Source organism: Siccirubricoccus phaeus, from assembly GCF_008360935.1.
GTDB classification, from domain to species: domain Bacteria; phylum Pseudomonadota; class Alphaproteobacteria; order Acetobacterales; family Acetobacteraceae; genus Siccirubricoccus; species Siccirubricoccus phaeus.
Genome location: NZ_SRXO01000016.1, coordinates 105548 through 126115 on the forward strand (window position 1 = coordinate 105548; position 20568 = coordinate 126115).

The window sequence follows — 20568 nt, forward strand, 5'->3', positions numbered from 1 at the left end:
CTTTGCCTGCCCTGCCGGCAACCGCGCCGCCGCCGCGCGGTTCCGCGGCGGATTGACAAGGCGGCCTGGCTCCGCCGTGCTGGCGCCGACTCATCGGGGAAGGACCACGTCATGCTGCATCGCCGCACCCTTGGCCTGGCGGGGCTGCTCGCCGCGCCGGGGCTGCTTGCGCCCCGGGTGCAGGCCCAGGGCTTTCCCGGCCGGCCGCTGCGCCTGGTGGTGGCCTTCCCGCCCGGCGGTCCGACCGACGTCGTGGCGCGCATCCTGGCCGAGCGCATGGGGCGGGAGCTGGGGCAGCCGGTGGTGGTGGAGAACCGCGGCGGCGCCAACGGCAACATCGCCGCCGAGGCGGTGGCGAAGTCCGAGGCGGATGGCCATACGCTGCTCTACAACACCTCCTCCATCGCCATCTCCCGCGCGCTGTACCGGCGGCTCTCCTATGACGTGCTGAAGGACCTGGCGCCCGTGGCGCTGACCGCCGCCTCCCCCCTGGTGCTGGTGGTGAACCCGGCGACGCCGCCGCGCGACCCGGCCGGCTTCGTCGCCTGGGTGAAGGGGAGCGGCGGGAAGCTTTCGTACTCCTCGGGGGGCATCGGCAACATCTCCCACCTCGTCACCTTCCTGGTGCTGCGGCATATCGGGGCGGAGGCGGTGCATGTGCCCTATCGCGGCACCGCGGCGGCGCTGACGGATACCGCGGCGGGCAATGTGCAATTCACCAGCGACACGCTGGTGACGGCGCTGCCGGTGGTGCAGGACAACCGGGTGCGGGCGATCGCGGTGAGCAGCGCGGAGCGCTCGCCGCTGTTGCCGGAGGTGCCGAGCATGGCGGAGGCGGGGCTGACGCCGCCGGGCTTCGACCTCGGCGCCTGGCAAGGGATCATGGCGCCGGCGGGCACGCCGCCGGCGGCGGTGGCGCGGGTGAATGCGGCGGTGAACGCGGCGCTGGCCGACCCGGATGTGCGGGCCAAGCTGGCGCAGCAGGGGGCAAGGCCGACGGGCGGCAGCCCGGCGGATTACGCGGCGTACCTGGCCAGCGAGGTGGAGCTGTGGACGCGGGTGGTGCGGGAGAGCGGGGCGACGGCGGAGTAGGCGGACCGGCTCAGGAGTGCCGAAGGCCCTTCGGCCTTGGCGGGATCGGGCGCAGCGCGCCCGGTGCTCGAGGGGGGGCCATGGGCCGCGCCTCCCCGAAGCGCCGGTCAGCCGGCGGCGCGCCGCAGCCTCTCCCCCTCCGTCTTCAACTGCCCGCAGGCCGCCAGGATGTCCCGCCCGCGGGGCCGGCGGATCGGGCTGGAATACCCCGCCTCGTTCAGCACCGCGGCGAATTTCGCCGTCTGCTCATGCGTGCTGGTCTGGTAGGGGCTGCCCGGCCAGGGGTTGAAGGGGATGAGGTTCACCTTCGCCGGCAACCCGCGCAGCAGCCGCACCAGCTCCCGCGCCTCCGCCTCGCTGTCGTTGACCCCGCGCAGCATGACGTATTCGAAGGTGATGCGGCGGGCATTGCTGGCGCCGGGGTAGCGGCGGCAGGCGGCCAGCAGCTCGGCGATCGGGTATTTGCGGTTCAGCGGCACGATCTCGTCGCGCAGCGCATCCGTCACGGCGTGCAGGGAGACGGCGAGGTTCACCCCCAGCTCCTGCCCGCAGCGATCCATCATCGGCACCACGCCGGAGGTGGAGAGGGTAATGCGGCGGCGGGACAGGCCGATGCCCTCCGCATCCATGATGATCCGCAGCGCCTTCGCCGTGTTCTCGTAGTTATACAGCGGCTCGCCCATGCCCATGACGACGATGGTGGACAGCCGCCGCGGCACGTCGTCCTTCGGGCTCGGCCATTCGCCATAGGCGTCCCGCGCCGCGATGAATTGCCCGACGATCTCCGCCGCGCCCAGGTTGCGCACCAGCTTCTGGGTGCCGGTATGGCAGAAGCGGCAGGAGAGGGTGCAGCCCACCTGGGTGCTGATGCAGACGGCGCCGCGGTCTTCCTCCGGGTCCGGGATGTACACGGTTTCCACCTGTTGGCCGTCGCGCCAGCGGAAGAGCCATTTCCGCGTCTCGTCCTTGCTGGTCTGGGCCAGCGCCACCTCCGGCCGGCCGATGACGAAGCGCTCCGCCAGCCTCGCCCGCATCGGCGCGGCGATGGAGGACATGGCGGCGAAATCGGTCACGCCCTGGTGGTAGATCCAGTGCCAGAGCTGCTTGGCGCGGAAGGGCTTCTCGCCCATCGCCAGCATCTCCGCCGCCAGCTCCTCGCGCGAGAGGCCGACCAGCTCCCGCCTGCCGTCCGTCAGCACCGGGGGCGGCGGGTTGAACAGGGCGGATTTCGCCAGGATCCGGTCGCGCTCGGCGCTGCTCAGCCCGGCGGGGGGAGGGGGAGGAATGGCGCTCATCGGCCGGCCGGGCATTCGCGGGAAATGGCGTCATAGGCCGCGCTGAAGCCGGAGAGGGGGAAGGTGGCGCCGGGGCCGGGGCCCTTCGCCACCGCTTCCCGCCCGTTGCGGAAGGCGCGCACCGCGGCGGCGCCGTCGCGGGCCGCGGCGGTGCGCTCCGCGGTGTAGAAATCCAGCGCGGTGGCGCCGACCGTCACCCGCAGATCCGGGGCGTTGCGGGGGTAGGCGGGGCCGCCATTGATCGTCACCTCGTCGCGCGAGCCATGGCGGTGGGTGACGGTCAGCATCGGCCCTTGTTGGCCCCCTGGGCGGCCGGCGCGGGCGAAGGCGTAGCAGATCTTCTGCGCCCCCTGGCCGAGGGCGGCGGCGGTCCAGGCGTTGAAATCCCCCAGCCGGCGCGGCTGGGCCGGCTGAGCCTGGCCGATGGAGGGCAGCAGCAGCATCAGGGCGAGCGGGGCAAGGCGGGATGGGCGCATGTGGCGCTAGATACGAGCGGCGACCCCCCGGGGCAACCGCAGGTGCGTTTCATTCCCCTGCCGCATCCCAGGCGCGGCGGAGGGCGGCGTATTGCGCCGGGCTGGTATCCGCCAGGGCCTCGGCCCGGCTGGCGGGCTGGTCCAGATAGGGGGGTGGCGCGGCGCCCAGGGTGGCGAATTGGGCGGCGGTGAGATCCACCCGGGCGCCTTCGATCCGGTTGTAGAAATGCGGGCCCCATCGGGTGGGGGTTTGCAGGATCTCGCCGCCGAAGCGGTCCTGCAGCAGCAGGGCGGTGACGGAGCATTGGCCGAGGGCGGGGGCGTCCGGCCGCCATTTGCTGCTGGTGGCGGGCGACCAGGCGCGATGCAGGCGGGCGAGCACGGCCGTTGCGTTGAACCCTTCTGCCATCTTGCCTCTCCTGCATCTTCCGCCGAAAGGACGCTGTCGCGTCCGGGCGCGCCGCAATCTCAGGCCGTGGGGCCGATGTCGAGTCAAGGACCGGCGCGGATCGACACGGTGCGCTGCCCGGCGACGCCGCTGCCCGGCGAATGCGACCATTCCTGCCGGCCGCAGGCTACGCAGGCGATGGCCACCGCCATTCCCGGCGCCAAGGCGGTGATCATGCCCGGCCTCGGCCATTTCCCGATGCGCGAGGATACGCCGCGCTGCGGCCCTTCCTGCTGCCGGCGCTGGCGGAGATGGCGGACGGAGGGGCGGGGCGCCTCAACACGAACTCGCGTGGCGTTCCTTCGCCAGGCGCAGCACCTGCTCCGGATCCTCCTGCCACCAGCGCGTCGAGAGGATTTCCATCTCGCAGCTCCCGTCATGCCCGGCCGCTTCCGCCATGGCGCGGATGGCCGGGATGTCGATGACGCCATCGCCCGGCATGCCGCGGTCGAGCGCGGTATCCCTTGTCGGCACCAGCCAGTCGCAGACATGGAAGGCGGCGATGCGGCCCGCGGCGCGCGCGACCTGCCGCGGCAGATCCGGGTCCCACCACACGTGATAGACATCGAGGGCGATGCCGGTGCCCTCGCCGAATTCGTCGCAGAGATCGAGCGCCTGGGCGAGCGTCGTGAGCACCGACCGATCGGCGCAGGTCATCGGATGCAGCGGCTCCAGCGCCAGGGTCACGCCGGCGGCACGGGCCGCGGGCAGGACCTCTGCCAGCCCGTCATGGAACATGGCCCGCGCCCCGGGTAGATCCTTGCTGCCCGGCGGCAGCCCGCCGCCGAGCGTGACCAGGCAGCGCGCGCCAAGCGCATGCGCTTCCTCGATGGCACGCAGATTCTCCTCGATGGCGGCGCGGCGCCCTGCCGCATCCGCCGCCGGGAACATGCCGGCGCGGCAGAGGCCGGAGACGAAGAGGCCGGCATCGCGGATCTGCCGCGCCGCCTGCTGCAGGCCAAGCTCCGCCACCTTGTCCCGCCAGGGCGAGATGCCGGGGATGCCGTGCCGGGCGCAGCCTTCGATGCATTGCGCCAGGGTCCAGCGGTCCCGCACCGTCACGGTGTTGAGGGAGAGAGGGCCGGGCGCACGGTATTCGGGCATCCGATTCACGCCTCCGGTGCTCGGCTCCGCCTCCGCCCTCCGGCGATCGGATGGGTCATGTTCGGGCATCCGCTTCACGCCTCCGGTGCTCGGCACCGCCTCCGCCCTCCGGCGATCGGATGGGTCATGTTCGGGCAGCCGCTTCACGCCTCCGGTGCTCGGCGCCGCCTCCGCCCTCCGGCGATCGGACGGGTTATGTTCGGGCATCCGCTTCACGCCTCCGGTGCTCGGCTCCGCCTCCGCCCTCCGGCGATCGGATGGGTTATGTTCGGGCATCCGCTTCACGCCTCCGGTGCTCGGCTCCGCCTCCGCCCTCCGGCGATCGGATGCCGTCATGCCACACCATGCACGGCCAGCAGCCTGCGCATCCGCGCCGCGGCGAGGTCCGGGTCCCGCAGCAGCCCCGCCGCATCCGCCAGGCGGAACAGCGCGGCGAAATGCTGTAGGGAACGGGCGGATTGCTGCCCGCCCACCATGACGAAATGCTCCTGATGTCCGTTCAGCCAGGCCATGAACACCACCCCCGTCTTGTAGAAGCGCGTCGGCGCCCGGAAGATGTGCCGGCTGAGCGGCACGGTCGGCGCCAGGATGTCGTGGAAGGTCGAGAGGTCGTCGCGCGAGAGTGCCGCCAACGCCCCGCCCACCGCCGGCGCGATGGGATCGAAGATGCCGAGCAGCGCATCGGAATGCCCCTCGGCATCGCCGGCGATCAGCTCCGCGTAATTGAAATCGTCGCCGGTGTACATGCGGACACCGCGAGGGAGACGGCGGCGCATCGCGATCTCCTTCTCCTTGTCCAGCAGCGAGATCTTCACCCCGTCCACCTTCGCCGCATGCGCGGCGATGACGGCCAGCGCCGTCTCCATGGCGGCGTAGTGGTCGGCATGGCCCCAATAGCCGTCGAGCGCCGGATCGAACATCTCGCCCAGCCAGTGGATGATGACCGGCTGCCGCACGCCGGAGAGGATGCGGCCATAGACCCGCTCGTAATCCGCCGGGCCGCGCGCCGCCCTGGCGAGCGCGCGGGAGGCCATCAGGATGATGCGGCCGCCCATCCGCTCCACCGCCTCGCATTGTTCTTCGTAGGCACGGATGACGTCGTCCACCGTCACCTCCGGGCCTGGCGCCAGATGGTCCGTGCCGGCGCCGCTGGCGATGACCGCGCCGGGCATGTCCTGCGCCGCGTCGAGGGAGCGGCGGATCAGCTCCTGCGCCGCCGTCCAGCCCAGCCCCATGCCGCGCTGGGCGGTGTCCATCGCCTCCGCCACGCCCAGGCCGAGCGACCAGAGGTAGCGGCGGTAGGCGATGGTGGCGTCCCAATCCGGCTTGGCATCCAGCCAGGGGTCCTGTTCCGCCAGCGGGTCCGCCACCACATGCGCGGCGGCCAGGGCAAGGCGCGGGAAGGGCGGCGTTGCCCGCGGGAATTCCCGCGGCGCGCCGGTGGTGAAGGGCGTCAGCCCCTCTGGCGTCGGCAGGTTCAGCGTGGGCATGGGGTTCTCCCTCCTGGCGGTGCGAGTCTCATCGTGCCGCGTCACACCTCCAGCGCAGGGATGTCGATCCAGCGGCGCTCCCGCCAGCTTCGCAGCCCGGCCTCCGCCAATTGCACGCCCTTGGCGCCGGCGGTGAGGTCCCAGGGGAAGCCCGGCGCCTCGCCCGCCAGATAGCGCAGGAACATCTCCCACTGGGCGCGGAAGCCGTTCGGGTAGTCCTCCGTGTTCGGCACTTCCTGCCAGCCGGCGAAGAAATCGATGGGCTGCGGGATGTCCGGGTTCCACACCGGCTTCGGCGTTGCCACGCGGCTTTGCGTCCAGCATTTCTGCAGGCCGGCCACCGCGCTGCCATGGGTGCCGTCCACCTGGAAGGTGGCAAGGTCATCCCGCCGCACCCGCGTGACCCAGGAGGAATTGATCTGCGCAATCACGCCACCCTTGAGCTGGAAAGTGGCATAGGCGGCATCATCCACATCCGCCGCATAGGGCCGGCCATCCTCGCCGATGCGCGTCGGGATATGCGTGGCGCCGAGGCAGCTCACCGCCTCCACCTCGCCGAAGAGGTTGTCCAGCACGTAGCGCCAGTGGCAGAGCATATCGAGGATGATGCCGCCGCCTTCGGCCTTCCTGTAATTCCAGCTCGGCCGCTGGGCGGGCTGCAGATCGCCCTCGAACACCCAGTAGCCGAATTCGTCCTTCACGCTGCAGATGCGGCCGAGGAAGCCGCTTTCGATCACCATCTTCAGCTTGCGCAGCCCGGGGAGGAACAGCTTGTCCTGCACCACGCCATGCTTGATGCCGGCCTGCTTCGCCAGGCGGGCGATTCGCAGCGCATCCTCCAGCCTGTCGGCGGTGGGCTTCTCCACATAGATGTGCTTGCCGGCGGCGATGGCACGGGCCACCAGCCCGGCGCGCATCTGCGTGGTGGCGGCGTCGAAGAACAGCTCGTCGCGCGGGTCATGCAGGCAGGCATCGAGGTCGGTGGAAATCCGCTCGATGCCATGCGCGCGGGCCAGGGCCTCCAGCTTCTCCCGGTTGCGGCCGACCAATACCGGATCGGGCATCAGCCGGTCGCCATTGGCCAGGCGCAGCCCGCCCTCGGCGCGGATGGCGGCGATGGAGCGCACCAGATGCTGGTTGGTGCCCATGCGGCCGGTGACGCCATTCATGACGATGCCGAGGCGACGTTGCGCCATGTGCTTCCTCCCGGTGTCGAGGGAGGCTCTGCCTCCCTCGTTCGGCGCAATGCGCCCAACCCCATCCGCCAAAGGCCGAAGGGCCTTTGGAAACCTTGAGTTCTGCGTCTCGACCGGCGGCTCCGAACCCAAGGGGTCCAGGGGGAGTTTGAGGGGGAGCAGCGCTCCCCCTCAAGCCACGAGACGGCTACCCGGCCCCCGGAGTCAACACCCGCGCCAAGACCGCTTCCGGCACCGCCGCATCCTCCGCCGCCAGCGGGTCCTTCGGCAGCAGGCGGTGGCGCAGCACCAGCCGCGCCAGCTCCGCCCGCGCCGGGTCTTCCAGCCGCGCCGCTTCCCAGGCCATCGCCGCCGCGCTGGTCAGGTGGTACAGCGCGCTCGCCGCCTGCCGCGCCAGGGCCGGATTGCCGCGCGCCGCCTCCACCAGCGCCGCGGCGCGGTCGAACAGCGGCAGCGCCTCCGGCAGCGCCGCGCCATTGCCCAGCAGCGCGGCGCAATGCGCCCGCAGCACCGGCAGCGAGCCCTCCCGCTCCGCCGCCCGCAGCACGTCCAGCGCGACGATGTTGCTGGTGCCTTCCCAGATGCTGCCGAGATGGCTGTCCCGCACCAGCCGCGGATCGGCCCATTCCTCGATATAGCCGCAGCCGCCGCGCACCTCCATCGCATCGCCGGTGACGCGCCGCGCATCCCGGCAGGCGCGGAATTTCAGCAGCGGCGTCAGGATGCGCAGCAGCGCATAGGCGCCCTCCTCGCCGGCATCGCTCCGGCGCATCGCCTCGGCCGCCTGGAACATCATGCTGCGCGCCTGCTCCGCTGGCAGAATCAGCTTCGCAAGCTGCCGCCGCATCAGCGGCATCTCCACCAGCCGCTTGCCGAAGGCGATGCGGTGGCGCGCGATGAACACCGCCTCCGTCACCGCCCGCCGCATTAGCCCCGCCGCGCGCATGCCGTTGGAGAGGCGGGAGGCATTGACCATGTCGGCCATCTGCTTGAAGCCGGCCTCCGGCGCCCCGACCAGGAAGGCCGTCGCGCCTTCCAGCCTAATCTCGCCCGAGGCCATGCTGCGCGTGCCGAGCTTGTCCTTCAGCCGGATGATCCGGTAGGCGTTCGGCGTGCCGTCCGGCCGCTCCCGCGGCAGCAGGAAGAGCGAGACGCCGCGCAGCCCGGGCCCCCCGCCCTCCCGCCGGGCCAGCACCAGGGCCATGCCGGCATCGGGGTTGGAGCAGAACCATTTGTCGCCGGTCAGCGACCAGCTTCCATCGGCATTCGGCGCCGCCTGCACGGCGGTGGCGGCGATGTCGCTGCCGGCGCCCTGCTCGGTCATGAACATCGCGCCCTGGCGCAGCGCGTCCAGGTCCGTCGCCGTCAGCGCCGGCAGATAGCGCGCGACCAGCGCCGGGTCGCCGAAGCGCCGCAAGGTCCGCGCCAGCGCATCCGTCATGGAGAGCGGACAGCACAGCCCGAATTCCGCCTGCACGAACAGGTAGGTCAGCGCGTATTTCGCCGCCGGCGGCATGGGCGAAGGCCAGCCCAGCACCCCGCCGCGATGCGACATCGCCGCCAGCCCGTACTCCTCGAAGGCGATGCGTTCCATGGCGCGGTAGGCCGGGTGATAGGCGATGCGGTGCGGCGCGTCCTCGCCGCGCCGCGTGCGCGGCTGCAGCACTGGCGGGTTGCGGTCCGCCTCACCCGCCAGCGCGTCCAGCTCGCCGCCCGCCAGCGCGCCCATGCGGTCCAGATGCGGCGCGAGATGCGCAGCGAGGTCGGCCGGCAGGTACAGCCGCAGCAGCGCCTGCCCCCAGGGATCGGCGCGCCACAGATTGAGGCCTTGCGCATCCGGCACGGCCGCGGCGCCAACGGGGGAGCCAGTGGGGGAGGGCAGGGGGTGGGGCAGCGTGTCCATGCGCCCAGCATGCCCCCGATCGGCAGGAAGGTGCCAGCCTCACGCCTTCGGCGTCGCCCCGCCGCCTTCGCCCATTCGTAATGCCCCTGGCGTGGACGCCGCCCGCCGCCCCTGCCACCCTTGCCGGGATGCCGCCGCCGGCGCCACCATCGCGCCGCCACCAAAGGGGGAGAGAGACCGCCATGACCGAACGCTGGCAGCCAAGCGAGCGCTACCCGGACCCGTCCATCGTCGCCCTCGATCCGTCCTTCAGGAAGTATCACGTGTCGCTGTCCGCGGTGGAGCGGCTGTGGCAGGGCTCCCGCTGGGGGGAGGGGCCGGTCTGGCTGGGCGATGCGCGCTGCCTGCTGTGGTCGGACATCCCGAACAACCGCGTCCTGAAATGGGACGAGACCACCGGCACCGTCTCGGAATGGCGGAAGCCTTCCAACAACGCCAACGGCCATACGCGGGACCGCCAGGGCCGCATCATCGCCTGCGAGCATGCCGGGCGGCGCGTGGTGCGCTTCGAATACGATGGCAGCATCACCGTGCTGGCCGACAGCTACCAGGGCAAGAAGCTGAACAGCCCGAACGACGTGGTGTGCAAATCGGATGGCAGCATCTGGTTCACCGACCCGCCCTTCGGCACCTACGCCTATTACGAGGGTATCAAGACCGAGGCCGAGCTGCCGCATACGAACATCTATCGGGTGGATGGCCAGACCGGCGAGATCACTTGCGTCGCTGACGACGTGAACCACCCGAACGGCCTCGCCTTCAGCCCGGACGAAAGCCTGCTCTACGTCATCGAAAGCCGCAGCGACCCGCGCAACATCCTGGTCTATGACGTGGTGGGCGGGACGAAGCTGGCGAAGCGCCGCGTCTTCGTGGAATGCCGGCCGGGCGAGACGCCGGACGGGTTCCGGGTAGATATCGACGGCAATCTCTGGTGCGGCTGGGGCATGACGCCGGAGTATGACGGCGTGCGGATCATCAACAGCGCCGGCGCCTATATCGGGCACATCCACCTGCCGGAGCGCTGCGCCAATCTCTGCTTCGGCGGCCGCTGGCGCAACCGGCTGTTCATGTCGGCGGCGCAGTCGCTCTACGCGCTCTATGTCAACACCCAGGGCGTGGCGGGGGGCTGAGGGATGGCCGCGCCCGCGCCGCAGCGCCACGCCGCCATCATCGGCTTCGGCCTGATGGGCTGCGACATCGCCGCCATCTTCCTCGCCGGCGGCTGGCGGGTGACGGCGGTGGAGCCGGCCCGCCAGGCCTGGCCGGCGCGGCGGGAGCGCGTCGCCCTCTCCCTCTCCCAGCTCGGCGCGGCGCCGGAGGCGCTCGCCGGCCTCACGCTGCAGGAAGGGCTGGAGGATGTGGATTTCGCCACGGCCGAGGCGGTGGTGGAGGCGGTGCCGGAGAAGCTCGCCCTGAAGCGGGAGGTCTTCGCCCAGCTCGACCGGCTGGTGCCGCAAGGCATCCCGGTGGCGAGCAATGCCTCCGGCTTCCGCATCACCGACATCGCCGCCGGCTGCGCCACGGCGGCGCGCATGCTGAACCTGCATTTCTTCCTGCCGGCGCATCTGGTGCCGGGGGTGGAGGTGGTGCGCGGCGAGGCGACCTCGCCGGAGGTGGCGGAGCGGCTGGCGCGCATCATGGAAGAGCTGGGACGGGTGGTGATCCGGGTGGCGCGGGACATGCCCGGCTTCCTCGCCAACCGCATCCAGCACGCCATGGTGCGGGAAGCCTTCAACTGCCTCGATGAGGGGCTGGCGAGCCCGGAGGATGTGGACAAGGCGGTGCGCTTCACCTTCGGCATGCGGCTGATGGGGGCGGGGCCGGTCCTGCAGAAGGAGTTGGCGGGGCTGGAAACCCAGCTCGCGGCACAGGCGACGATCTACCCCAGCCTCTGCAACCGCCCTGGCCCGGGCCCGACGCTGACCGCGCTGGTGGAGGCCGGCAAATACGGGCCGAAGACTGGCGAGGGCTTCTGGCGCTGGACAAAGGAGGAAGAGGCCACGGCCCGCGCCCGCTACGAGGCGATGCTGCTGGCCACGCTGAAGCTGCTGCGGGAGCAGGGCTGAGGGAGCGGGCGGGCTACCCGCCCCGCACCGCCGCCTTCGGCACCGTCACGGTCAGGGAGAGCAGGCGGAAGCTCTGCGTCTTGCCATGGCCGTCGAGGTTGAGGCTGCCATTCACGCCGCCTTCCAGCACGTCGTCGATGACGAAGTTGAAGGCGGCGAGCTTCGGCAGGTCGTAGCGCGTGCAGCGCGTGGCGCCGCGATGGCGGAACAGCGCCAGCACCCGCGCCTCCGTCACCTGCTCCGCCAGCAGCGGGAACATGGCAGGATCGTAGGGCATCAGCGAGATGTTGCTGCGGTTGCCCTTGTCCCCCGCCCGGGCATGCGCCACCTCGTGCAGCGGCACCGTGACTGTCTCGCTCATACCACCATCTCCCCGGCGGTGCGGGTGACGACGCTGGTTGCCACCCTCTCGCGCAGCACCAGGTAGCTGCGCGTCAGGATGCGCGGCGTCAGCCGCCAGCGGGCACCGCCGGTGCCCGCCGTGCCGCAGCAGAGCAGCGCCAGCACCTCCCGCGCCGCCTGGTCCACCGCGTCGCGGTCGGCGCCCTCCGCCGCCAGGCGGATGCGCAGCTCCGGCGGCTCCGGCCCTTCATAGCTGCGCCACAGCGCGCCGTCGTCGCTGTCCAGCACGCTGGCAACGCCGATGAGATCGACGCGCGCGCGCACCGGCAGGCCGCGCAATTGCATCCGCTGCAGCAGTACCTCGGCGGTGGCCTTGGCGCGCGCCAGCGCATTCGGCCCGGCGACGGAGACCTCGCCCTCGCCCAGCCAGCTTCCCTCGAAGCTCGCCGTCACCTTCAGCGTATCCGGGCGCGGATGGCCGCGCAGCCCGTGCACCGCGACGCGGTCCTTGCCCACCTGCTCCAGCGAGCACTCCGAGATGTCCAGCACCACATCCGGTGTGATGTAGCGCGAGGGGTCGTGCAGCTCGTACAGCAACTGCTCCTTCACCGTGCGCAGATCGACGATGCCGCCTGTGTCCTCCGGCTTGGTGATGAGCAGGCCGCCTTCCGCGGTGACCTCGGCGATGGGGAAGCCGATATTGGCGGGGTCCGGAATGTCCTTGAAGCCGGGGTCCCAGAAGACGCCGCCGGTGATCTGGCTGCCGCATTCCAGCAGATGGCCGCAGGCCGCGCCCACCGCCAGCTTCGCCCAATCATCGAAGCGCCAGCCGAAATGGTGCGCCAGCGGCGCGATGGCGAGCGCGGGGTCCGAGGTACGGCCGGCGACCACCACATCCGCGCCCTGGCGCAGCGCCTCCACCAGCGGCTCCGCGCCGATATAGGCATTGGCCGCCACCAGCCGGGCGGATTTCATGTCGAGGCTGTCATCGGCCTCATGCACCGGAAGCTGATCGAGCGCCACGCTGCCCGCCACGTCGTCGCCGGTGACGACGGCGATCCTGAGGTCCGGCAGGCCGAGCCGCATGGCCAGTCGCGCCACCAGCCGCCCAGCGGCCGGCGGGTTGGCGGCGCCGAAATTGCCGAGGATGGGGATGCGGTGGCGGAAGCCGTCTTCCAGGATCGGCGCCAGCAGCCGCTCCAGCATGGGCTCGTAGCCCAGCTCCGGGTCGCGGCGGCGTTCGAGCTGCGCCAGGGCCACGGTGCGCTCCCCCAGCGTCTCGAAGAACATCGCCGCGGGCAGGCCGCGCCGCACCAGGCTGCGCATGACGGGAATGGGCGCATCCACGCGGTCGCCGGAAAAGCCGCCGCCATTGCCGACCAGGAAGGTCATCTCGTTTCCTCCGCCATGGCCGCATCATCGAAGGCAATGCGGTGCAGGGCAAGCCGGCCAGGGCCGCAAGGGGCGCGGCGATGCGCCGGCCTCACCCGCCCCCGCTGCGCGTCCGCCGCACCGCATCCAGCCAGCCGGCATGGCGGCGGGCCGCTTCCTCCCGCGCCATATGCGGCTGAAAGCGCCGGTCCAGCCGCCAATGGGTCGCGCCGAAGGCGCGCGGGACATCACCGGCGGCGCCGGGCGGCGGGAACAGCCCGGCTTGCAGCCCGGCCAGCCAGGCGGCGCCCAGCGCCGTGGTCTCCATCACCGTCGGGCGGTCCACCGGCGCGCCGAGGATGTCGGCGAGGAATTGCATGGTCCAGTCGCTGGCCGCCATGCCGCCATCCACGCGGAGGATGGTCTCGCCGGCGCCCAGGGCCGCCACGCCGGCCCTTGGGGCGCCGGCGGCGCCGCTCCCGCCGGCGAGATCCGCCCGCATCGCGTCCAGCAGGTCCTTGGTCTGGAACGCCACGCATTCCAGCGCCGCCCGCGCCAGCTCCGCGCGGCCGCTGGCGCGGGTCAGGCCGAAGATGGCGCCGCGCGCTTCCGCATCCCACCAGGGCGCGCCGAGGCCGACGAAGCCCGGCACCAGATACACCGCCTGCGCCGGGTCGGCGTGCCGCGCCAGCTCCCCGGTCTCGGCTGCGCTGGCGATGAGGCCGAGCCCGTCGCGCAGCCACTGCACTGCCGCGCCGGCGACGAAGATGGCGCCTTCCAGCGCATAGCAGCGCTCACCGCCCAACTGCCAGGCGATGGTGGTGAGCAGCCGGTGCTGCGAGAAGACCGGCAGCGTCCCGGTGTTCAGCAGGGCGAAGCAGCCGGTGCCGTAGGTGGATTTCAGCATGCCGGGGGCGAAGCAGGCCTGGCCCATGGTCGCCGCCTGCTGGTCGCCCGCCATGCCGCGCACCGGCACCGGCGCGCCGAGGATCTCCGGCGCCGTCATGCCGAATTCCGCGGCGCAGTCGCGCACCTCCGGCAGGATGGCGCGGGGGATGTTGAACAGGCGCAGCAGCGCCGCGTCCCATTCGCCCTTCACGATGTCGAACAGCAGGGTGCGGGCGGCATTGGTCGCATCCGTCGCATGCACCGCGCCGCCGGTCAGGCGGTGCAGCAGGAAGCTGTCCACCGTGCCGAAGGCCAGCTCCCCGCGCTCCGCCTGGGCGCGGGCGCCGGGCACGTTCTCCAGCAGCCAGGCCAGCTTGGTGGCGGAGAAATAGGGGTCCGCCAGCAGCCCGGTGCGGCGGGCGATCAGCGCTTCCTGCCCCGCCTCGCGCAGGGCGGCGCAGGCTTCGGCGGTGCGGCGGTCCTGCCAGACGATGGCGCGGTGGACGGGGCGGCCACTGGCCCTTTCCCACAGCACCACCGTCTCCCGCTGGTTGGTGATGCCGATGCCGGCGAGGTCGCGCGGCTGGGCGCCGGCCTCCGCCATGGCGCCGCGCAGGGTGGCGAGGGCGGTCTGCCAGATCTCCTCCGGCTCATGCTCCACCCAGCCGGGGCTGGGGAAATGCTGCGTCAGCTCCTGCTGCGCAGTGGCGCGGGGCCGCAGCGCCGCGTCGAACAGGATGGCGCGGGTGGAGGTGGTGCCCTGGTCCAGGGCGAGCAGGGACGTTTCCATGCGGCGAGACTATCCCCTCGACAAGCCGCCCGCCCAGGGCTTCCCTTGGCGGCGAAGGAGCCCCGCATGCCCGTCCTCAACCGCATCGCCGATTTCACCGCCGAGATGACCGAATGGCGGCAGGATTTCCACCGCCATCCGGAGCTGGGCTTCCAGGAGAAGCGCACCAGCGACATCGTCGCCGCGAAGCTGGCGGGCTGGGGGATCGAGGTGCATCGGGGCCTGGCCACCACCGGCCTGGTCGGCGTGCTGCGCAACGGCGAGAGCGGCCGCAGCATCGGGCTGCGCGCCGACATGGACTGCCTGCCGATGGAGGAGCAGAACGGCTTCGCCCACCGCTCCACCATTCCCGGCCGCATGCATGGCTGCGGCCATGACGGGCATACCGCAACCTTGCTGGGCGCGGCGAAGTACCTGGCGGAGACCCGCAATTTCGACGGCACCGTGGTGTTCATCTTCCAGCCGGCGGAGGAAGGCGGCGGCGGGGCGCGGGTGATGGTGGAGGAAGGGCTGTTCGCCCGCTTCCCCTGCGACAGCGTCTACGGCATTCACAACGACCCGAGCCTGCCGCTGGGCGAGGCAGCGGCCGTGCCGGGGGTGATCCTGGCGGCCTCCGACCGGGTGGAGATCACGGTGAGGGGCGTCGGCGGCCATGCGGCGCGGCCGCATGTCACGGTGGACCCGGTGCTGGTCGGCGCGCAGATCGTCGTCGCGCTGCAGGCGGTGGTGGCGCGGCGGACGGACCCGCTGGACAGCGCCGTCATCAGCATGACGAATTTCCACGCCGGCAGCGCGGTGAACGTCATTCCGGAGAGCGCGGTGCTGAAAGGCTCCATCCGCACGCTGCAGTCGGCGACGCGCGACCTGATGGAGAAGCTGATCACCCAGGTGGCACAAAGCACCGCAGCGGCGCATGAGGCGGTGGCGGAGGTGAAATACGTCCGCAACTACCCGCCCACGGTGAACCATGCGGCGGAGACGGCGCGCGCGGCGCTGGCCGCCGGGAAGGTGCTGGGCGAAAGCAGGGTGCTGCGCCAGCGCCCGCCGGTGATGGGGGCGGAGGATTTCTCCTACATGCTGCTGGAACGGCCGGGCGCCTTCGTGAAGATCGGGCAGCGCGGCGCGGAGAAGGGCGGCGTGCCGGTGCATCATCCGCTCTATGATTTCAACGACGATGCGCTGCCGATCGGGGCGAGCTTCTTCGCGACGCTGGTGGAGCAGGAGCTGCCGCGGGGGTGATGGGGGCTTCGCCCCCGAACCCCAGCAGAGGGCTCCGCCCTCTGCACGTCTGCCGGTCCCGTGCGAGTCGGCAGGTTGAACCGTTGGGGCTGAAACCATGGTTCCAAAGGCCCTGCAGCCTTTGGCAGGATCGGACGCACGGCGTCCGATGCGGGAGGAAGGGCAGAGCCCTTCCGCGACACAGGGGAGGAAGAACATGACCACGCTCCAGGGAAAAGCCGCCCTCGTCACCGGCGCCGCCTCCGGCATCGGCGCCGCCACAGCCCGCGCCCTGGCGCGTGACGGCGCCGACGTACTGCTGACGGATATCGACGACACTCGCGGCGAGGCGCTGGCCGCCGAGCTGCGCGGCGCCGGCGCCAAAGCCCGCTACCTCCGCCAGGACGTGACCGAGGAGCCCCGCTGGATCGAGGTGGTGACCGCCGCCGAGCAGGAATTCGGCCGACTGGACATCCTCGTCTCCAATGCGGGCATCGGCATCATCGTGCCGCTGGAGGAGATGCCGCTGGCGGAGTGGCGCAGGCAGATGGCCATCAACGTCGATGGCGTCTTCCTCTCCATCAAGCATAGCGCGCCGGCGCTGCGCCGCGCCGGCGGGGGCTCCATGGTGCTGCTTTCCTCCGTCGCGGGGCTGCGCGGCTCGGCGGGGCTTGCCGGCTATTCCGCCAGCAAGGGCGCGGTGCGGCTGCTGGCGAAATCTGCGGCGCTGGAACTCGCTGCCGACCACATCCGGGTGAACAGCGTGCATCCCGGCATCATCGCCACGCCCATCTGGCAGAAGCTGCCGGCCAACCCGCTCTCCGGCCGCAACGCGCCGATCGACCCGAAGGACATGGCCGCCGGCGTCCCCCTCGGCTACCCCGCCGCGCCGGAGGAGGTGGCGGAGGGCATCGCCTGGCTGGCCTCCGACGCCGCCCGCTACGTCACCGGCTCCGAACTCGTCATCGATGGCGGGATGACGGCAGGGCGGGCCGGCAGCCTGGCGATCCGCGGATAGGACGATCCTGCTACGCGATATTGCCGCCCCATATCTGCCCCCGCCGCATCGTGGAAGGCGGGGGTCCGACAAGAATTGTCCAGGGCTGATGCGCATGCCTTACTGCCCTCTCGTCCCGGGGAGAGCATCACCGCATGCCGGAAGCGCCGACGCCGCCGCTGACGCAAGACCGGCCCCACGCGCCTTCGGCGCAGCCATCATCCCGCGCGCCTTCGGCGCAGCCGTCATCCCGCGCGCCTTCGGCGCGACCGATGCCGGATCCGCGCGTGGAGTACTCGCCAAGCGTCAGCGACCAGGTGAAGACCACCACCTGCTACATGTGCGCCTGCCGCTGCGGCATCCGCGTCCATCTGAAGGATGGCCGGATCCGCTATATCGAGGGCAATCCGTACCATCCGGTGAACAAGGGCGTGCTCTGCGGCAAGGGCAGCGCCGGCATCATGAGCCATTACGCGCCCGCGAGGCTGCGCGCGCCGCTGAAGCGGGTGGGGCCGCGCGGCAGCGGGGAGTTCGCGGAGATCTCGTGGGAAGAGGCGTTGGAGATCGCCACGGGCTGGCTGCGCCATGTCCGCGAGACCGATCCGCGCCAGCTCGCCTTCTTCACCGGCCGCGATCAATCGCAAAGCCTGACCGGCTTCTGGGCCGCGCAATTCGGCACGCCGAATTTCGCCGCGCATGGCGGCTTCTGCTCCGTGAATATGGCGGCGGGCGGCCTCTATTCCATCGGCGGCAGCTTCTGGGAATTCGGCGAGCCCGACTGGGACCGCACGAAGTACCTGCTGATGTTCGGCGTCGCCGAGGACCATGACAGCAACCCGATCAAGCTCGGCCTCTCCAAGCTGAAGGCGCGGGGGGCGAAATTCCTTTCGGTCAATCCGGTGCGCACCGGCTACTCCGCCATCGCCGATGAATGGGTCGGGCTGCGGCCGGGCACGGACGGGCTCTTCGTGCTGGCCCTGGTGCATGAGCTGTTGCGGGCCGACCGGATCGACCTGGAATTCCTCGCCCGCTACACCAACGCGCCCTGGCTGGTGGTGCGCAACCCGGGCGGTGCCGATGACGGCCTCTTCGCCCGCGACGAGGGAGGGAAGCCGCTTGCCTGGGACCGCGCCCGCGGCGCCATCCCGGCGGAGACGGCCGACCTCTCCCCGGTCATGGCCGGCGAGGTGACGCTGCCGGATGGCCGCATCGCCTACCCCGCCTTCCACCTGCTGGCGGAGCGCTATCTGGGCGCCGAATACGCGCCGGAGGCGGTCGCCGAACGCTGCGGCATCGAGGCCGGGCGCATCCGTCGCATCGCCGCTGAGATCGCGGAGGTCGCCTTCGACCAGGCGATCACGCTGGAGCAGAGCTGGACCGATGTGTGGGGCCGCACCCACGCCAGCATCACCGGCCGCCCCGTCGCTTTCCACGCCATGCGCGGCATCAGCGCGCATTCCAACGGCTTCCACACCTGCCGCGCCCTGCACCTGCTGCAGATGCTGATCGGCGCGGTCGATACCCCCGGCTCCTGGCGCTATAAGGCGCCCTTCCCGCGGCCCATCCCGCCCGGGCCGGGCCCCGCCGGGCGCGGCGCCAAGCCCAACACTCCGCTCGCCGGCAACCTGCTGAGCTTTCCCCACGGGCCGGACGACCTGCTGGTGGAGGAGGACGGCACGCCGCTGCGCATCGACCACGCCTTCTCCTGGGAAGCGCCGCTCGGCCTGCACGGCATGATGCACACCGTCATCGGCAATGCTGGCAAGGCGGACCCCTACCCGATCGACACGCTGTTCATGTTCATGGCCAACATGGCCTGGAATAGCGCCATGAATCCCGGCGAGGTCATCCGCATCCTGACCGAGCAGCGGGAGGATGGCGAATACCGCATTCCGCATGTCATCTACTCGGATGCGTATTTCTCCGAGACCGTGCCCTATGCCGATCTGATCCTTCCGGACACCACCTATCTCGAACGCTGGGACTGCATCTCCATCCTCGATCGCCCGATCGGCAGCGCGCATGGCGCGGGAGATGCCATCCGCCAGCCGGTGGTGGCGCCGGATCGCGACGTGCGGCCCTTCCAGGACGTGCTGATCGAGCTCGGCGCCCGGCTCGGCCTGCCGGCCTTTGTGAACGAGGATGGCTCGCCGCGCTTCAAGGACTATCCGGACTACATGGTGAACCACCAGCGCATGCCCGGCGTCGGGCCGCTGGCCGGCTTCCGCGGCGCGGATGGCAGCAAGGTGGGCGTGGGCGAGCCGAACCCCGACCAGCTCCGGCGCTACATTGAAAACGGCTGCTTCTGGCGCGACCACATAAGGCCCGAGCAGGAATGGCTGAAGCACGCCAACCGCGCCTATCTGGAGGACGCCAAGGCGAAGGGCTTCATCGGCAAGTCGGACCAGATCGTGCTGCAGCTCTACTCGGAGCCGCTGCAGAAATTCCGCCTCGCCGCCGAGGGCCATGGCGCGAAGCAGCCACCGGCGCATCTGCGGGAGCGCGTCCGCACCTATTGCGACCCGCTGCCCATCTGGTACGCGCCGCTGGAGCAGCAGGGGCAGGACCTTGCGCCTTTCCCCTTCTCCGCCGTCACCCAGCGGCCCATGGCGATGTACCATTCCTGGGGCTCGATGAATGCCTGGCTGCGGCAGATCCATGGCGCCAACAAGCTGATGATGGCGCGGTCCAGGGCCGAGGCGATGGGCCTCGCCCAGGATGACTGGGTCTGGGTGGAAAGCCGCAGCGGCCGGCTGAAATGCCAGGTCGCGCTGATGGAAGGCGTGAACCCCGACACGGTCTGGACCTGGAACGCCATCGGCAAGCGGGCCGGTGCCTGGGCGCTGGCGCCGGACAGCCCGGAGGCGACGCGCGGCTTCCTGCTGAACCACGTCATCAGCGAATGGCTGCCGGCCCAGATGGCGGAAGGTCGCGATTTCCGCCTGGCGAATGCGGACCCCGTCACCGGCCAGGCCGCCTGGTACGACCTCCGCGTCGGCATCACCAAGGCCGCGCCGGAGGAAGCCGGCCTCACCGCGCCGCATCCGGAAGCGCTGCGCCCGCCGCCGCACATGCCCGGCCCGCCCGACATCCTCCGCTATTCGGTGAAGACCTCCGCATGACCTGCCTGCCCGCACCGGGTGCGAAGAAGCTCGGCCTCGTCATCGACCTCGACACCTGCGTCGGCTGCCAGGCCTGCGCCACGAACTGCAAGGAGTGGAACGCCAGCGGCCATTCCGCGCCGCTGCCCGACTTCAAGCCTTACGCCGCCGGCCAGGAAGGCGTGTGGTTCAACCGCGTCCACAGCTTCGAGGCCGGGGAAGGCGAGGCCGGCCGCACCGTCCACTTCCCCCGCTCCTGCCTGCATTGCGAGACGCCGGATTGCGTCACCGTCTGCCCCACCGGCGCCAGCTACAAGCGGGCCGAGGACGGCATCGTGCTGGTGAACCACGACACCTGCATCGGCTGCGGCCTCTGCGCCTGGGCCTGCCCCTATGGCGCGCGGGAGATGGATGAGGACCAGGGGGTGATGAAGAAATGCACCCTCTGTATCGACCGCATCTACAACGAGAACATCCCGGAGGCGCAGCGCCAGCCCGCCTGCGTGCTGACCTGCCCGACCAAGGCGCGGCATTTCGGCGACCTCGGCGACCCGGAGAGCGCCGTCAGCAAGCTGGTGGCGGAGCGCGGCGGCCAGCCGCTGATGCCGGAGCTCGGCTACAACCCGGTGAACCGCTACCTGCCGCCGCGCAAGAAGGCGCTGCCGCCGAGCGCGCCGGTGGAGGACGCGCCGACGCCGATGGACATCAAGAACCCGCTGCTGCGCTGGATGGACCGGGTGCTGAGCCGATGAGGGACGCGCTTCTCCCTCCCCCGCCTTGCGGGGGAGGGT

General features: G+C 71.1%; 17 protein-coding genes. 7 read left to right on the forward strand and 10 right to left on the reverse strand.

From position 1 onward, the window contains the following. Positions 1–111 precede the first annotated feature (111 nt). A complete protein-coding gene (locus E5N76_RS20660; protein ID WP_149539215.1) occupies positions 112–1092 on the forward strand; it encodes a Bug family tripartite tricarboxylate transporter substrate binding protein in 981 nt (326 codons plus the stop codon). 107 nt (positions 1093–1199) lie between these two features. On the opposite strand, the gene rlmN is transcribed toward E5N76_RS20660, so the two are convergent. From rlmN to E5N76_RS20695, 7 genes are all read right to left on the reverse strand, one after another. Beyond that, the gene (gene rlmN / locus E5N76_RS20665) at positions 1200–2387 is read right to left on the reverse strand and encodes a 23S rRNA (adenine(2503)-C(2))-methyltransferase RlmN (protein WP_149539216.1); all 1188 of its coding nucleotides are present in this window, start codon (positions 2385–2387) and stop codon (positions 1200–1202) included. Further along, on the reverse strand, positions 2384–2863 hold the full coding sequence (locus E5N76_RS20670) for a hypothetical protein (RefSeq protein WP_149539217.1): 480 nt from the start codon (positions 2861–2863) through the stop codon (positions 2384–2386). Before E5N76_RS20670 ends, rlmN begins: the two co-directional genes overlap by 4 nt. 49 nt (positions 2864–2912) lie before the next feature. After that, entirely contained in the window at positions 2913–3272 is a 360-nt protein-coding gene (locus E5N76_RS20675) for a YunG family protein (RefSeq protein ID WP_149539218.1), read from the reverse strand. Positions 3273–3587: 315 nt separating this feature from the next. Next, on the reverse strand, positions 3588–4415 hold the full coding sequence (locus E5N76_RS20680; RefSeq protein ID WP_149539219.1) for a sugar phosphate isomerase/epimerase family protein: 828 nt from the start codon (positions 4413–4415) through the stop codon (positions 3588–3590). A 332-nt stretch (positions 4416–4747) separates the two neighbouring features. Further along, entirely contained in the window at positions 4748–5905 is a 1158-nt protein-coding gene (locus E5N76_RS20685) for a dihydrodipicolinate synthase family protein (RefSeq protein WP_149539220.1), read from the reverse strand. Between the two features lie 41 nt (positions 5906–5946). Beyond that, entirely contained in the window at positions 5947–7101 is a 1155-nt protein-coding gene (locus E5N76_RS20690; RefSeq protein WP_149539221.1) for a Gfo/Idh/MocA family protein, read from the reverse strand. A gap of 187 nt (positions 7102–7288) precedes the next feature. After that, complete coding sequence (locus E5N76_RS20695; RefSeq protein WP_149539222.1) at positions 7289–9004, reverse strand: acyl-CoA dehydrogenase family protein; 1716 nt, start codon at positions 9002–9004, stop codon at positions 7289–7291. Between the two features lie 182 nt (positions 9005–9186). Between E5N76_RS20695 and E5N76_RS20700 the strand changes: the two genes are divergently transcribed. Both E5N76_RS20700 and E5N76_RS20705 read left to right on the forward strand, forming a co-directional pair. Beyond that, complete coding sequence (locus E5N76_RS20700) at positions 9187–10134, forward strand: SMP-30/gluconolactonase/LRE family protein (RefSeq protein ID WP_149539223.1); 948 nt, start codon at positions 9187–9189, stop codon at positions 10132–10134. Positions 10135–10137: 3 nt separating this feature from the next. After that, on the forward strand, positions 10138–11070 hold the full coding sequence (locus tag E5N76_RS20705; RefSeq protein ID WP_149539224.1) for a 3-hydroxyacyl-CoA dehydrogenase family protein: 933 nt from the start codon (positions 10138–10140) through the stop codon (positions 11068–11070). Between the two features lie 13 nt (positions 11071–11083). Here E5N76_RS20705 and E5N76_RS20710 read toward each other — a convergent pair whose 3' ends face one another. The 3 genes from E5N76_RS20710 to glpK all read right to left on the reverse strand — a co-directional run bounded on the left by E5N76_RS20710 (position 11084) and on the right by glpK (position 14461). Further along, complete coding sequence (locus E5N76_RS20710; protein ID WP_149539225.1) at positions 11084–11431, reverse strand: AtuA-related protein; 348 nt, start codon at positions 11429–11431, stop codon at positions 11084–11086. Further along, on the reverse strand, positions 11428–12804 hold the full coding sequence (locus E5N76_RS20715; RefSeq protein WP_149539226.1) for an acyclic terpene utilization AtuA family protein: 1377 nt from the start codon (positions 12802–12804) through the stop codon (positions 11428–11430). The genes E5N76_RS20710 and E5N76_RS20715 overlap by 4 nt, the downstream gene beginning before the upstream one ends. A 91-nt stretch (positions 12805–12895) precedes the next feature. Then, entirely contained in the window at positions 12896–14461 is a 1566-nt protein-coding gene (gene glpK, locus E5N76_RS20720; RefSeq protein ID WP_149539227.1) for a glycerol kinase GlpK, read from the reverse strand. A gap of 66 nt (positions 14462–14527) precedes the next feature. On the opposite strand from glpK, the gene E5N76_RS20725 reads away from it, so the two are divergent. The 4 genes from E5N76_RS20725 (at position 14528) to E5N76_RS20740 (ending at position 20529) form a co-directional block, all read left to right on the forward strand. After that, on the forward strand, positions 14528–15700 hold the full coding sequence (locus tag E5N76_RS20725) for a M20 aminoacylase family protein (RefSeq protein ID WP_149539228.1): 1173 nt from the start codon (positions 14528–14530) through the stop codon (positions 15698–15700). Between the two features lie 196 nt (positions 15701–15896). Further along, positions 15897–16697: an SDR family NAD(P)-dependent oxidoreductase gene (locus E5N76_RS20730; protein WP_149539229.1), complete on the forward strand. Its 801-nt coding sequence runs from the start codon at positions 15897–15899 to the stop codon at positions 16695–16697. Between the two features lie 251 nt (positions 16698–16948). Then, the gene (locus E5N76_RS20735; protein WP_207792053.1) at positions 16949–19798 is read left to right on the forward strand and encodes a molybdopterin oxidoreductase family protein; all 2850 of its coding nucleotides are present in this window, start codon (positions 16949–16951) and stop codon (positions 19796–19798) included. Next, the gene (locus tag E5N76_RS20740; RefSeq protein ID WP_149539231.1) at positions 19795–20529 is read left to right on the forward strand and encodes a 4Fe-4S dicluster domain-containing protein; all 735 of its coding nucleotides are present in this window, start codon (positions 19795–19797) and stop codon (positions 20527–20529) included. The genes E5N76_RS20735 and E5N76_RS20740 overlap by 4 nt, the downstream gene beginning before the upstream one ends. Positions 20530–20568 lie beyond the last annotated feature (39 nt).

Bases quoted from the DNA above. Each gene is read 5' to 3' on its own strand.
- E5N76_RS20660 (WP_149539215.1), top strand. From the start codon at position 112: ATGCTGCATCGCCGCACCCTTGGCCTGGCGGGGCTGCTCGCCGCGCCG.
- rlmN (WP_149539216.1), bottom strand. From the start codon at position 2,387: ATGAGCGCCATTCCTCCCCCTCCCCCCGCCGGGCTGAGCAGCGCCGAG.
- E5N76_RS20670 (WP_149539217.1), bottom strand. From the start codon at position 2,863: ATGCGCCCATCCCGCCTTGCCCCGCTCGCCCTGATGCTGCTGCTGCCC.
- E5N76_RS20675 (WP_149539218.1), bottom strand. From the start codon at position 3,272: ATGGCAGAAGGGTTCAACGCAACGGCCGTGCTCGCCCGCCTGCATCGC.
- E5N76_RS20680 (WP_149539219.1), bottom strand. From the start codon at position 4,415: ATGCCCGAATACCGTGCGCCCGGCCCTCTCTCCCTCAACACCGTGACG.
- E5N76_RS20685 (WP_149539220.1), bottom strand. From the start codon at position 5,905: ATGCCCACGCTGAACCTGCCGACGCCAGAGGGGCTGACGCCCTTCACC.
- E5N76_RS20690 (WP_149539221.1), bottom strand. From the start codon at position 7,101: ATGGCGCAACGTCGCCTCGGCATCGTCATGAATGGCGTCACCGGCCGC.
- E5N76_RS20695 (WP_149539222.1), bottom strand. From the start codon at position 9,004: ATGGACACGCTGCCCCACCCCCTGCCCTCCCCCACTGGCTCCCCCGTT.
- E5N76_RS20700 (WP_149539223.1), top strand. From the start codon at position 9,187: ATGACCGAACGCTGGCAGCCAAGCGAGCGCTACCCGGACCCGTCCATC.
- E5N76_RS20705 (WP_149539224.1), top strand. From the start codon at position 10,138: ATGGCCGCGCCCGCGCCGCAGCGCCACGCCGCCATCATCGGCTTCGGC.
- E5N76_RS20710 (WP_149539225.1), bottom strand. From the start codon at position 11,431: ATGAGCGAGACAGTCACGGTGCCGCTGCACGAGGTGGCGCATGCCCGG.
- E5N76_RS20715 (WP_149539226.1), bottom strand. From the start codon at position 12,804: ATGACCTTCCTGGTCGGCAATGGCGGCGGCTTTTCCGGCGACCGCGTG.
- glpK (WP_149539227.1), bottom strand. From the start codon at position 14,461: ATGGAAACGTCCCTGCTCGCCCTGGACCAGGGCACCACCTCCACCCGC.
- E5N76_RS20725 (WP_149539228.1), top strand. From the start codon at position 14,528: ATGCCCGTCCTCAACCGCATCGCCGATTTCACCGCCGAGATGACCGAA.
- E5N76_RS20730 (WP_149539229.1), top strand. From the start codon at position 15,897: ATGACCACGCTCCAGGGAAAAGCCGCCCTCGTCACCGGCGCCGCCTCC.
- E5N76_RS20735 (WP_207792053.1), top strand. From the start codon at position 16,949: ATGCCGGATCCGCGCGTGGAGTACTCGCCAAGCGTCAGCGACCAGGTG.
- E5N76_RS20740 (WP_149539231.1), top strand. From the start codon at position 19,795: ATGACCTGCCTGCCCGCACCGGGTGCGAAGAAGCTCGGCCTCGTCATC.